This is a genomic window from Acinetobacter sp. MF4642 (genome assembly GCF_002018925.1).
Lineage (GTDB): Bacteria > Pseudomonadota > Gammaproteobacteria > Pseudomonadales > Moraxellaceae > Acinetobacter > Acinetobacter johnsonii.
In genome coordinates this window covers 1-13,797 of sequence record NZ_MVON01000046.1, presented here as the reverse complement: position 1 = coordinate 13,797, position 13,797 = coordinate 1, and the positions used below count along the sequence as shown (strand labels likewise).

Here is a 13,797-nt window from a genome sequence, read left to right as displayed (position 1 = left end):
CTGGGTATATTGGTTCAATAAAAAGCGTGTACACAGTGCACTGGGTTATGTATCGCCTTTTGAGTTTGAAGCAATGTACTATGATAAGATTAACCCGTTAGGTCAGGTGGCCTAACTTAAATAAAAAAGCCTCCGACAAACCCGGTACGGTTCAACAGTGGAAAGACAACCCAATTGCTTTAATTAACATTATTTCACCCAATACAGACCAAGCCAAAATTGAGTTGCGTGCTTTACGTGCTGAAAGTGTCGCGCATCGCAATGTGTATGCAACACTCAACTACAAAGGGGTCACGGGTCAAGACGAAACGGATAAAAATATACGGATAAAAAACCCATCGATTCCAAGTGGCATTTATAACGTGGCCACTGTCTTACACGAAGCGCGTGGCCTCGACTTAGCACTGCGTTGGTTACTATTCTGTTCAGGTATTTTAGGCACGCTCATGGTGGCGACAGGTCTGATCCTTTGGTGTGTAAAACGTGCACCCCAACAGCAGAAACAAGGCTATAAATCGTTTGGTTTCCGACTAGTTGAAGTCCTGAATATTGCAGCCATTATTGGTTTGCCTTTGGCCTGCGCGGCATATTTTTATGCCAACCGTTTCATTCCAGCAGATGTAGAAATGCGCCTGAACTGGGAAATTCGTAGCTTCTTTATAGTATGGTTACTCACGCTGATTTATGCCATTTTCCGTACCCACCGCCAAGCATGGTTAGACTTACTTTTATTGGCAACACTCGCTTTCGCCCTGCTGCCAGTGGTCAACTTGATGACAGGCGGTCAAGCTTTGTGGAACAGCGTTGGGCAGGGTCAGTGGATGATTGCATCGGTTGATTTAGCCATGTGGGTAATGGCAGTGATTTTCTATTTCGCTTATGACAAAGTTAAAAAACATCAAGGTTTGCCGAATAAAAAAGTGAAAGTACCTGTTCAGGAGGCCGAAGCATGATTTGGTTTCTGATCATTTGGACTTTAGCAACCTTAGGTTTTTTTGCTCTTGCCAGCAGTATGTCTAAGCACCAAAAGCAAATCTTTGCTAAAGAACTAACACTTCAGCAAACACGCTTAGCAACCACTGTGGGTTGGTTCCTGTTAATTGTTTCTTTGCTCATTTGCTTAACACAAGGACATTGGAGTACCGAAATCAGTTATTGGATTGGCGTAATTAGCTTCGCTGCACTGTTTGTTGGACTTTGTTTAAGTTATTTTGAGCAAAAAATTAAGAATATCGCTGTTTCAGTTTTACTCTTATTTATATTCAGCCTAACTTTGCACCTGATCTGAACCTAAAAGCCAATCTTCGGATTGGCTTTTTCACTTGAAAGCATTAGGCTATCCACAGTTTAAATCTTTGGTTATTTGTATGCCTAAATCTCCTAAAATTCCTGCTGAATTGGTCAACCTCGCAACAACGGGTAATAGTGACGCTCAATTTGAACTTGCTGAACTGTATATGCAAAGTGAAAATGAAGATGAAATTACGCTTGCAGAAGAATGGGCGCTCAAAGCAGCAGCATTGGGTCATGTGGAAGCCATGTATTGGCTAGGTGAAGGTTATGCTTTTTATGCCAAAGAACTTCGTGAAGAAGATCCAAGCGAAGCTGAAACCTACTTTGGACATGCACATCACTGGTTAAAACAGGCCGCTGAGCTGAAACACCCTAGTGCAATATTAGAGTTGGCTGGTTTTTACCGTCGTGGTGATGTGGTTGAAAAGGATGTCGCTAAGTCAATTGAACTGGTACAACAAGCAGCGGAACTGGGTGAAGCTCAAGCCATGCGTGATTTGGCATTCATTTATGAAAATGCCCTAGGTGTCGATGCGGATGAGGTAAAAGCCAAATACTGGCACGACAAGGCAGATGCCGCAGAACAGGAATAAAATCAAAAGCCCATCCTTTGATGGGCTTTTTTACTACTTAAAACTTACGCACAAAAATAATATCTAAATCCTGTTTCGGCACAAAATTCTTTTCTGTCATTTGAAATTGTGTCGAACTGATCTTTTTCACCTGACCATTCCAACAAAATGAAACCAACTCATTCGGGTCACGCTCAATGGTCAGTTTAAAACTTTGAATAGGTTTCGCCCAATTTGCACCCGTTTTTAAGATATAGCCCAAAGCTTGATAAGGGGCATATTGCGACTTGGTCTTTTTCAAACCCGCTTTGAAGTTTTGATCCATACAATAGGTTTTTTCATCCTCTTCTGGATATAAAGAGACCGAACCACCGACCAATGGCATGTACTCATGTTTTACATGGGTCAACGCATTGGCCTTAAACGTCTGCTGCCAACTATAAATAATTTGCGATTCCCAATAAATTTCATCATCCACCTGATAAGGTTTTAAAAGCTGCTGCACCGTTTTGTCCTGACAACGGTACAAACGCAGATTAAGTGTAGAGTCTTGCTGCAATAACCACGGATACATCAAATCTCGATCTGAAAAACCACATTTTTTCAAACCTGCAGTCACATCGACAACGTCATCATTGGAATTGAAGTCACCACCTGCCGTTAAAGTGGGTAAAAATGCACGCACATGCGTTTCTGGCTGAATCTTTTGTGCATTGGCTTGTACTTTAAAGCTTTGAATCAATTGTTCGGTATGCGCAAAATCACTTTCACGCGAACTGCCCACACGCGGCAAAGGAAATAAAACAGTTTCCGTAATATCTTGAGTTGTAAGATTTTTAAATTGGTAATTCACCCGAATGATGTTTTTACTGATAAACAAATCTTCACTTTGCATACTGATTTTTGGATTTTTCAGATATTGCACACCGCCCGTTGCCACAAAACCCGTACTGTCATTCGCACTGATTTGCATAGAGATGAACACGCATAGTCCAAGGATTTTTTTCATTTAACGTCTTCTTTTCATGTTTATTGTGCTGTTTCCATGCGAGCGCTTGAATGATCAAGCACGATCACTTGTCGGCAGATGCCCTCGACTTGACGTTGCTGTTCAAATACAGATGCAGGCATCGCATCAAAACTATCAAAGAAACAGATTTCCTGCTCATCTATAGAATAAACCAGTGAATGATTTCCAATGCCATCTAAAGTATCGTAATAGACAATGATAAATTTATTTTGCTCAAATGCCTGTTGAATTTGTTGGTAATTGATGGCCGCTAAAACTGGCAGTTTTAGTTGCTCAGCTTCTGCATAACTCAATTTTTCTTGTGCTTGAAGCTCTGGGTCTTCATCAGTATAAAATTGAACATCAAAGCCAAATTTCTTTAATCCAACTGCCAAGCCAATGGTTGTCGTTCCGTTTTCTGCATCATAACCACAGACCTCTATCAACTGTTCAATATCCGCATCGATATATAAATGCTGGAGTAGCATCCATACCGCATAAATACCGCCATTGGCTTCAAGGTTCATTAAGGATTCAGGGATATTCAAAGCCATAACACAATTCAAAAAAGATGATTGTGTTGATAATAAACAAAACATCGTTGGAACTGAATCAATTTCCAAGTACAATACTTCGCTAGTCGAGGGATGCTGCGACTTTTTCACAGGTACATAAATGTGAAATCGCTAGGCTCGACGATCCGGTTCAAATCCCTTTTGAATCAACAACGGCATCCGCGAACTGAATGATCAATTTTTTATATTAGGAGATCGTGATGAACGCGGTTACTGCTTCATTTACAGATTACAAAGTTGCTGATATTTCACTCGCTGACTACGGCCGTAAAGAAATCAAACTTGCTGAAGCTGAAATGCCAGCTTTAATGGGTCTTCGTAAGCGTTATGCTGCTGCAAAACCACTTGCAGGTGCGAAAATCCTTGGCTGTATCCACATGACCATTCAAACTGCTGTTTTAATTGAAACATTGGTTGAATTAGGTGCAGAAGTTCGCTGGACTTCTTGTAACATCTTCTCTACTCAAGACCACGCTGCTGCTGCAATTGCTGCGTCTGGTGTTCCTGTATTTGCTTGGAAAGGCGAAACAGAAGAAGAATACATGTGGTGTTTAGAACAACAAATCAATGTGAATGGCACACCTTGGGATGCCAACATGATTTTGGATGATGGCGGTGATTTAACCCTACTTGTTCATGAAAAATATCCTGAAGTGATTGCAAAAATCCACGGCGTAACTGAAGAAACGACGACAGGTGTTCAACGTCTGTATGAAATGCTTCGTGACGGTACTTTGAAAGTTCCTGCAATCAACGTGAATGACTCTGTAACTAAGTCTAAAAATGACAACAAATATGGTTGCCGTCACTCACTCAATGATGCGATTAAACGCGGTACAGATATGCTTTTATCTGGACGTCGTGCACTTGTAATCGGTTACGGTGATGTAGGTAAAGGTTCTGCTCAATCTCTTCGTCAAGAAGGCATGATTGTACGTGTGACTGAAGTTGACCCAATCTGTGCGATGCAAGCATGCATGGACGGTTACGAAGTTGTATCTCCATACAAAAATGGCGTACAAACAGGCAAGAAAGAAGACATCAATGTTGACCTTCTTCAAAATACTGATCTAATCGTAACAACAACAGGTAACTACCACGTATGTGACGCTGCAATGCTTGACTCATTAAAAGCAGGTGCAGTGGTGTGTAACATCGGTCACTTCGACACTGAAATCGACACCAACTACTTACGTGGTTACAAGTGGGTTGAAGTGAAACCTCAAGTTCACCAAGTTTATCGTTCAGAAGATGAAAACAATTACTTGATCCTTCTTTCTGAAGGTCGCTTAGTTAACCTAGGTAATGCAACAGGTCACCCATCACGTATTATGGATGGTTCTTTTGCCAACCAAGTACTAGGTCAAATGCACTTGTTCGCTGAAAAATTTGCGGATCTTGCTGAAGATCAAAAACAAGCGGCTATTCGCGTAGAACTACTTCCTAAGAAATTAGATGAAGAAGTTGCGGCAGCAATGGTTGCTGGTTTTGGCGGTGTGTTAACAACTTTGACTCAAGTACAAGCAGATTACTTAGGTGTTCAAGTTGAAGGCCCATTCAAGTCGGATGCTTATAAATACTAAGTTGCAAACCTCTCCTAACCTCTCTTGCGCTGAACTTTAAAGCAGTGCTTAAAGTCTGCTCAGGAGAGGGACTTTCATTACCAAATGATGTTAGCAGTGAAATCTTGTTATCTCTATTCAATGTAATGAATCCCCTTCTCCCTCTGGGAGAAGGATGGGATGAGAGCAAACACAAAAAATAGCATTTATAAAAAAGGATTTGATGATGAGCAAAAAAGTTCCAATTTCTTTTGAGTTTTTCCCAACCAAAACCGATGCTGGTGCAGAAAAACTTAAAGTCGTACACCAAGAACTTCAGTTATTAAACCCAGAGTTCTTCTCAATTACTTACGGTGCTGGTGGTTCTACCCGTGAACGTACCCTTGCTGCCATTGCTGAATTCAATGGTAAAGGTACACCTGTTGCACCGCACTTATCTTGTATTGGTGATGACAAAGCACGTATTGCTGAGTTACTCGACATTTATAAAGATCAAGGCATTGACCGTATTGTGGCGCTGCGTGGTGACTTACCTTCAGGTCAAGTTGGCCTAGGGGAACTACCTTATGCTACGGATTTGGTACGTTTTATCCGTGAACATTCGGGCGATCATTTCAAAATTGAGGTTGCCGCTTATCCAGAAATGCACCCTCAAGCAGATAGTTTTGACCTAGACATTCAACGTTTTTGCGACAAAGCCAATGCAGGTGCGAATGCGGCACTGACTCAGTTCTTCTTTAATCCAGATGCCTACTTCTACTTTGTAGATCGCATTCAAAAAGAAGGCGTGAACATTCCAGTTGCACCAGGCATTATGCCAATTACCAATGCCAGCAACTTGATTCGCTTTGCAGATGGTACAGGCGCTGAGATTCCACGTTGGATTCGTAAACAACTGGCAACTTATGGTGACGATACTGCCAGCATCAAAGCCTTCGGTCATGAAGTGATTGTGAAACTTTGTGAACGCCTGATTGCAGGTGGCGCACCGAGTTTGCACTTCTACACCATGAACACGACTGATCCTACCCGTCAGCTTGTACTAGACCTCGGTTTAGCATAAGTATTTAAACTAGATTCACCCTATTTGAGAGTAAAACCGAATGCCTCGTTTTTTTATGGAAGCAGAACTCAATGTTGATCACACTGTCGAACTGACTGAAACTGTGTTTCACCACTGGGTAAAAGTTTTGCGTGCTCAAGTCGGTGAAACGGCTACTTTGTTTAATGGACAAGGCGGCGAATATGAAGTGACCTTAAGTGACGTTGCTAAAAAGTCAGCATCAGTTCAGGTCACTGCTTTTAACCCAACCAATCGTACGCCTGCGTTTAAAACTTTACTCGGTCAAGTCATGAGTAAAGGTGACCGTATGGATTATGTCATTCAAAAGGCAGTTGAATTAGGCGTTTCGGAGATTCAACTATTAACGTCTGAACGCTGTGAAATGCGTTTGAAATATGACCGCGACCAAAAGAAGATTGATCATTGGCAAGGCATTGCTATCGCGGCATGTGAACAATGTGGCATGAACATTGTTCCCACTATCCATGCTCCAGTCAGCTTAGACAAATGGCTCGCATCCGAATTACCTGCAACTCGACTTGTACTCGCCCCGAATAAAGAAAAAATCGATGTTTTGGCACATGCGACACCAAACATTACACTACTCATTGGGCCTGAAGGTGGTTTAAGTGAGGCTGAAATTACAACAGCCAATGAGCACGGTTTTATTAACTGGTGTATTGGTGAGCGTGTATTGCGTACAGAGACAGCGCCCGTCGTCGCTTTGTCAATCCTCAACTACAATTTAGTGATTTAAATCACATAAACAGCCGAGTCACCCTTTTGTTCTGTTAATATATTGATTATTATGTACAACAATATTACCCTTGACTTATATCAAAATATAAATTGATTGTGTTTTACACAATGTATTTAAATTTGAAAAAAGACACAACACAACGCCATTGGGTCATAAAAAAAATAAGGTTTCGCGATTCATGCCAGATATTTCTACAGAAAATCTTGATCGGCACTTGCAGACTGCGCAAATATCGCATTCCATTAGCCATCTTCGTTTCCTCATCAGTAGTTTACTGATTCTAAATTTTTATATTTTCTGTGCATATCACTATAATTTTTCTCAAGATTCTTTTTATTTTAACCTATGGTTCTTTGTTTCTGAGTTTATTCTCAGCATTTTTTGGCTCGTGAACACCGTGTATTTCAACCCGAAAAATCACTCTGCCAAACATGCGCACCGCTGGATTCAAGGCATCTGTTTAAGTATTGGTCTTTTGGTTGCAGCAGGCGTCGTCTGTATCTATTACTATTTACCCAGCCTATCTGGCAATTTTAACTATACAAATGCCCTACTCTTGTCTGCACTTTTAGTGATCGTCACACAGACCGTTTGCCTTACCTATTTAACGCAGCGCATTAGTTATTTTTGTTTGGTTTTTATTCCCTCCATTAGTCCTTATGTCCTCTCGCAATTTATCAACTTCGATGCCAATCACACTCTTTTTCACCTTGCTGTGAACTTTATTCTGATTGTGATTTTGCTCTGTGCCAATGCCACCAACCGTATTAATCAGCACTTATCCCGTCTCTCAATTAAAAATCGAGAGCTGAAAAAAGAAGCTGAAAAACAAGTCGCTTGGACCGATGATTTATGCAAACAGCTACAAAACGAAGTGAATAAATCCAAAGAGATTGAACAACAGTTACAACTGAATAATCAATTGCTTGAGCAAAAAGTACGAGAACGAACCTTTGATGTAAATCAAATCAATAAAGACTTAAAAAATAAGCAAGAAAACCTATCGCTTGCCCATGAAATTTCAGGTATTCGTCCTTGGGATTGGAATATTAAAGATCGGCTCATTTCCCTGACCAATCACAAACAAGAAAAAGTACTTAAAAATTCCACAGAGCATCAACTTCAGCTTCAGTACCTAATTCATCCAAATGATATTGCCCCGTTTAAATCTGCAATGAAAAGTCATTTACGCGGTCATTCAGACCGCTATGAAGCCACTTATCGTGTGCAACACAATAACGGGAAATGGTACTGGGTACATGACACGGGACGCGTCATTGCTCGTGATCCAATCAATCAAAAACCGTTACAAATGGTCGGTATTCGACGTGACATTCAACATGAAAAAAGCAACCAAGAACGTCTGCGACTAGCAGCGAGCGTCCTTGAACAAGCTGAACAAGGGATTTTCATCTTAGATGAAGACCTGCGTTACATCGACGTAAATCCGTTCTTTGAACGTTTGGCTGGCTTTGAAGCTGTACAAATTAATGGTAAGCATCTGTTTGATATTGTTGCGAATTATAAGTCACATCAACGCAGCACACATAACCAAATCATTGGACAGCTCCTAAAAAAAGGCGAATACGACGGTGAACTTAATGAAAAGTTCCTATCAGGCAAAGAGCTGTGTATTTGGATGCATCTGAATGCCATTACCGATGAGCAAGATCGTGTCACGCATTATATTGGTATCGTGTCCGATTTAACCGAACGCAAACTGCAAGAACAGCGTTTATCCTATTTAGAAAACTACGATACGCTGACCGACCTACCCAACCGTTTTTACTATAACTATCAGCTTCATCAGTATTTGGTTTCTCAACAAGACAGCATTAAACAACTGGCGATTATTCGACTCAATATTGACCGTTTCCGTCCATTGAATGAATTCTTAAGCAATAATGGCGGCGATGAACTGCTGCGCCAAGTTGCCCAGCGCCTTCGTTTAACCAATGCTGAAGCCCTTATGGTGGCTCACTTAAATGGTGACGATTTTGCAATTGTATATGAGGTCTCTCATATTCGCCCCTCTGTTCAGGAGCACATTGATCGCATCAACAAAGCCTTTAGCCTACCTTTTGATATTTTTGGTCAAGAGCACATTATTACGCTTTCAATGGGGATTTCGCAGTACCCTGAACATGGTCGTCAACTGGACTACTTAAACAACTGTGCAGAACAAGCACTGAGTGAAGCAAAACGTTTAGGTGGAAATGCCACCAAGTTCTACAGCCTGAGCAATACCGTTGCATTAGAAGAAGGAATTTATTTAGAACGCGATTTAAGGCTAGCAATACAAAACAATGAGTTGGTGGTTTATTACCAACCCAAAATCAACTTTCACAATCAGAAGATTTATGGTTTTGAGGCGTTGGTACGCTGGAATCACCCGACCAAAGGCATCGTGCCACCGGGCCTATTCATTCCGATGGCAGAAAAAACCAGCTTGATTTCAGATATTGGCCGCATTGTAATTTTACAAACCGCTAAGCAAATCAAAGAATGGAATAAATTGGGTTTTGATAATATCTGCGTTTCGGTCAATGTGGTTGCCCAACAATTACAACGTGGGCAGCTTTTAAAAGACTTAGATGAAGCTCTTGATCGATACAAAATCAGTGGTAGTAGCCTCGAATTAGAAATTACAGAATCCACTTTGGTTGAAAACTCAGAAGCGGTGAAGAACCTCCTTGAAACCATCAAATCGCGTGGCATCCATATTTCTTTAGATGACTTTGGTACAGGTTATTCATCGCTGTCTTACCTAACTGACTTCCCTATCGATACTTTAAAAATTGATCGAAGCTTCATTTCAAAGATTGGACACTGCAAACAAGAAGCCATTGTGAGCGCCATGATTGCCATGGGGAAAGCCATGGGTATGACCGTGGTGGCGGAAGGAATTGAGACCGAACAACAACTGAGTTACCTACAAAACTTAGAATGTGATATCGCGCAAGGTTATTTATTTTCCAAACCTCTTCCGCAGCTCGATGCTACCCAATATTTAAGAGATCATCTCGACACACCCTCGTATACATACTTAATATAAATCAGACTGTTTTAGCTCTAAGTTTGCCTTAAAAAGCACCAGCTATCACTGGGATATGCCAGCAACTAATGGTATATTCGGTCTTGTCTACTAAAAACTACCAGCTCCGCTGGCTAACCCACGCTACAAAGAGATTCAGATGGACGATCAATCATTAAAACAGCAAGCTTTGTATTATCACGAATTCCCAACCCCAGGGAAAATCAGCGTTACACCTAGCAAGCAGCTGGTCAACCAACACGATTTAGCCTTGGCGTATTCACCTGGTGTCGCAGCACCATGTCTTGAAATTGAAAAAGATCCTTCAAAAGCAGCGCTTTATACTGCACGTGGGAACCTTGTTGCCGTAATCACAAATGGTACTGCCGTTTTGGGTCTAGGTAATATTGGTCCACTGGCTTCTAAACCTGTCATGGAAGGTAAAGGCGTTTTATTTAAAAAATTCGCAGGTGTTGATGTATTTGACATCGAAATTGCAGAAAATGATCCTGACAAAATTGTCGATATTGTTGCTGCATTAGAACCGACTTTTGGTGGCATCAACCTTGAAGACATCAAGGCACCAGAATGCTTCTATATTGAACAAAAACTTCGTGAACGTATGAATATCCCTGTGTTCCACGATGATCAGCATGGTACATCCATTATCGTTGGATCTGCTTTGCTGAATGCTTTGCAATTGAATGGCAAAAAAATTGACGAAATTAAAATCGTCGCTTCAGGCGCAGGGGCTGCAGCTCTGTCTTGCCTAGATTTACTTTGTGCCATTGGTGCAAAAAAAGAAAATATTATTGTTGCAGACTCACGAGGTCTACTTACAACAAAACGTGAAGGTCTAGACGACTCTAAAAAACGTTATGTACAAGATGTTGAAGGCACTCAACTGGCTGACGTGATTGCAGGCGCAGACATGTTCCTCGGCTTATCTGCTGCAGGTATCTTAACCAAAGAAATGGTTAAAGTAATGGCGAAAGATCCGATTATCTTCGCACTTGCCAACCCAGATCCTGAAATTCTGCCTGAACATGCACACGAAGTTCGTGATGACGTAATCATGGCAACAGGTCGTTCAGATTATCCAAACCAAGTGAACAACGCACTTTGCTTCCCTTATATTTTCCGTGGTGCTCTTGATGTAGGCGCAACCACTATCAATGAAGAGATGAAAATTGCATGCGTATATGCGATTGCGCGTATGGCACACATTGAAGCAGATGCGGCATCTTATGGTGAAAAATCTGCATCCTTTGGTCGTGATTACTTAATTCCACGCCCACTTGATCAGCGTCTGATTTTAGAAATTGCACCTGCTGTTGCACAAGCGGCCATGGATTCAGGTGTTGCAAGTCGTCCAATTCAAGACTTCTCTGCATACCGTCAACGTCTTTCTGAGTTTGTTTATAACTCAGCACTGATGATGAAACCTATTTTTGCTCAAGCAAAATCTGATCCGAAACGTATCGCTTATGCTGAAGGTGAAGACCTACGTGTACTTCGTGCAGTACAAATTGCGGTCGATGAAGATCTTGCAAAACCAATTTTAGTCGGTCGTACTGCGGTTATTGAAGCGAACATTAAAAAATTAGGCTTACGTCTTGAACATGGTGTGAACATCACGATTGTGGATCAAGAAAAAAATCCTGACTACGAATTGTTTGCAGATGACTACTACACGCTTATGCAGCGTAAAGGTGTAACACCTGAATATGCACAACGTGAAGCACGTCGTCGTTCAACCTTGATCGCATCGATGTTAGTGAAACATGGTAAAGCAGACGGTATGCTATGTGGTACGTATTCAAGCTACGACATTCACTTAGACTTCGTTAAAAACATCATTGGTAAAAAAGAAGGTCACAACTCTTTCTTTACATTGAATGCTTTAATGCTTGAAGACCGTAACCTGTTCATTGCTGACACTTATGTCAACACTAACCCAACAGCTGAACAGTTGGCTGAAATGACAATTTTAGCTGCTGAAGAAGTACGTCGTTTTGGTATGACACCACGTGTTGCTCTACTTTCTCACTCAAGCTTTGGTTCAGATCAAACTGATCCAAGCGCGCAAAAAATGCGTAAAGTGTTTGAAATTTTGACGCAAATCGCGCCAGAACTTGAAGTTGAAGGTGAAATGCATGCGGACGCGGCATTGGATGAAAACATCCGTAACTTTGCATACTCAAACTCGCGCTTCAAAGGTTCTGCGAACCTATTGATCATGCCAAACTTGGATGCAGCCAACATTTCATTTAACCTGTTGAAATCAACTTCAGGTAATAATGTTACCATTGGCCCTATCCTACTTGGTGCAGCGAAACCAGTTCATATTCTTACACCGACGGCAACTACCCGTCGTTTAGTGAATATGACTGCGCTGACTGTAGCGGAAATTCAAGAAGCGGAGAAAAACGGCGAATAATTGTTTGTCGTTATACTCGCATCTTGTGACTTGAGAAAACCTCTATTCTGTAGCATGATGGCTGCAAGAATAGAGGTTTTTTCATGCAAGTTTATTTAGTAGGCGGTGCGATCCGAGATCAGCTTCTGGGGCACCCCTATCACGAAAAAGATTATGTAGTTGTCGGTGCAACGCCTGAACAACTGCTTGCCCAAGGTTTCCAACCTGTAGGTAAAGATTTTCCTGTTTTTTTACATCCTGAAACAAAAGATGAGTATGCACTTGCCCGTACCGAACGTAAGTCAGGGCATGGTTATCATGGCTTTGAGTTTTATACCGACAGTACTGTTACCTTAGAACAAGATTTAATTCGGCGTGACCTCACCATCAATGCCATCGCTATGGATGATGAAGGCACACTGTATGACCCCTATGGCGGCCAACGCGACTTAGAGCTCCGTGTTTTACGTCATGTTTCTGATGCTTTCGTAGAAGACCCACTACGCGTCCTCCGTGTTGCACGATTTGCTGCACGTTATAAAACCCTAGGATTTTCGGTGGCCGAAGAAACGTTAGCACTGATGCAGCAACTCGCAGACTCGGGTGAACTGGAGGCACTAACCCCTGAACGCGTTTGGAAAGAAACCTCTCGTGCTCTGATGGAAGATCATGCCGATGAATACTTTGAAGTGCTACGTCGCTGTGGTGCTTTAAAAGTACTTTTTCCAGAAATCGCGGCACTTTACGGTATTCCACAGCGCCCTGAGTATCACCCTGAAATTGACTGTGGTATTCATACCATGATGTCCTTACAGCAAGCTTGTCGTGCCAACTACGCACTAGATGTTCGTTTTGCTGTTTTGGTACATGACTTAGGCAAAGCTCTGACACCTGTGGACGAGCTACCGCGTCATATTATGCATGAAGAACGCGGGGTCAAACCTGTGACTGAAGTGTGTGAACGTCTAAAAGTCCCAACGCAGATGAAACAGCTCGCTATTACGGTCTGTAAAGAACATTTGAAATGTCATCAAGCCCTAACCTTAAAACCAGGCACTTTGTGGCGCTTACTTCAACGCTTAGATGTACTACGTCGTCCAGAACGGGTTGAAGCCTTTGTGCAGGCCTGTGAATGTGACTCACGTGGTCGTTTAGGGCTTGAAGATCGTGAATACCCACAGTCGGCATATATTTTAAAGGTGATGGATGTTGTGCGAAATATCAAAGCACAAGACCTACCTGCGGATATTAAAGGCCCGGATATCGGTGAAATGCTGATTGAACGTCGAATACACGCAATTGGAGAACTGAAGGCTCAATACAGCTAAACCTTGATCGACTCAAATAAAGCGCCACAATCGGCGCTTTATTTAATTTCACTTATGTCCCGTCCTGAAATAAGTTTACACCTTTAAGAGGCTTATTTTATGGAACATGAACGAGAACAAAGAGTTAAACGTACACAAGGTGATTATAGCTTTGCCTTTAAAATGATGGTTGTACATGAAGT

The 13,797-nt window shown here is 41.7% G+C and carries 11 protein-coding genes and 1 pseudogene; 10 read left to right on the top strand and 2 right to left on the bottom strand.

Annotated elements, in window-relative coordinates:
* The 4 genes and pseudogenes from MF4642_RS17425 to MF4642_RS15645 all read left to right on the top strand — a co-directional run.
* A partial coding sequence (locus MF4642_RS17425) for an IS3 family transposase (protein WP_413772799.1) occupies positions 1-115 on the top strand: 115 nt, incomplete at its 5' end.
* Between the two features lie 37 nt (positions 116-152).
* Positions 153-953, top strand: a pseudogene (locus MF4642_RS15655) (PepSY domain-containing protein); the annotation flags it as partial.
* Positions 950-1,288, top strand: coding sequence for a DUF3325 domain-containing protein (locus tag MF4642_RS15650; RefSeq protein WP_078426794.1), 339 nt, complete (start codon positions 950-952; stop codon positions 1,286-1,288). The pseudogene MF4642_RS15655 and the gene MF4642_RS15650, both read left to right, overlap by 4 nt.
* A gap of 79 nt (positions 1,289-1,367) precedes the next feature.
* Positions 1,368-1,886, top strand: coding sequence for a tetratricopeptide repeat protein (locus MF4642_RS15645; RefSeq protein WP_162841321.1), 519 nt, complete (start codon positions 1,368-1,370; stop codon positions 1,884-1,886).
* Between the two features lie 37 nt (positions 1,887-1,923).
* On the opposite strand, the gene MF4642_RS15640 is transcribed toward MF4642_RS15645, so the two are convergent.
* Both MF4642_RS15640 and MF4642_RS15635 read right to left on the bottom strand, forming a co-directional pair.
* Positions 1,924-2,874, bottom strand: a complete 951-nt coding sequence (locus MF4642_RS15640; RefSeq protein ID WP_078426792.1) for a DUF4424 family protein — start codon at positions 2,872-2,874, stop codon at positions 1,924-1,926.
* Between the two features lie 20 nt (positions 2,875-2,894).
* The gene (locus tag MF4642_RS15635) at positions 2,895-3,428 is read right to left on the bottom strand and encodes a cysteine peptidase family C39 domain-containing protein (protein WP_078426791.1); all 534 of its coding nucleotides are present in this window, start codon (positions 3,426-3,428) and stop codon (positions 2,895-2,897) included.
* A gap of 221 nt (positions 3,429-3,649) precedes the next feature.
* On the opposite strand from MF4642_RS15635, the gene ahcY reads away from it, so the two are divergent.
* From ahcY to MF4642_RS15605, 6 genes are all read left to right on the top strand, one after another.
* On the top strand, positions 3,650-5,032 hold the full coding sequence (gene ahcY, locus MF4642_RS15630) for an adenosylhomocysteinase (RefSeq protein ID WP_078426790.1): 1,383 nt from the start codon (positions 3,650-3,652) through the stop codon (positions 5,030-5,032).
* A 205-nt stretch (positions 5,033-5,237) separates the two neighbouring features.
* Positions 5,238-6,074, top strand: coding sequence for a methylenetetrahydrofolate reductase [NAD(P)H] (metF, locus tag MF4642_RS15625; protein WP_010326382.1), 837 nt, complete (start codon positions 5,238-5,240; stop codon positions 6,072-6,074).
* A 40-nt stretch (positions 6,075-6,114) separates the two neighbouring features.
* On the top strand, positions 6,115-6,831 hold the full coding sequence (locus MF4642_RS15620; protein ID WP_078426789.1) for a 16S rRNA (uracil(1498)-N(3))-methyltransferase: 717 nt from the start codon (positions 6,115-6,117) through the stop codon (positions 6,829-6,831).
* A 181-nt stretch (positions 6,832-7,012) separates the two neighbouring features.
* Positions 7,013-9,889 carry an EAL domain-containing protein gene (locus MF4642_RS15615; protein ID WP_078426788.1) on the top strand — a complete coding sequence of 959 codons (2,877 nt, stop codon included), beginning with the start codon at positions 7,013-7,015 and terminating at the stop codon, positions 9,887-9,889.
* 139 nt (positions 9,890-10,028) lie between these two features.
* Positions 10,029-12,308, top strand: a complete 2,280-nt coding sequence (locus MF4642_RS15610; protein WP_078426787.1) for an NADP-dependent malic enzyme — start codon at positions 10,029-10,031, stop codon at positions 12,306-12,308.
* A gap of 83 nt (positions 12,309-12,391) precedes the next feature.
* The gene (locus MF4642_RS15605) at positions 12,392-13,615 is read left to right on the top strand and encodes a multifunctional CCA addition/repair protein (RefSeq protein WP_078426786.1); all 1,224 of its coding nucleotides are present in this window, start codon (positions 12,392-12,394) and stop codon (positions 13,613-13,615) included.
* Positions 13,616-13,797 lie beyond the last annotated feature (182 nt).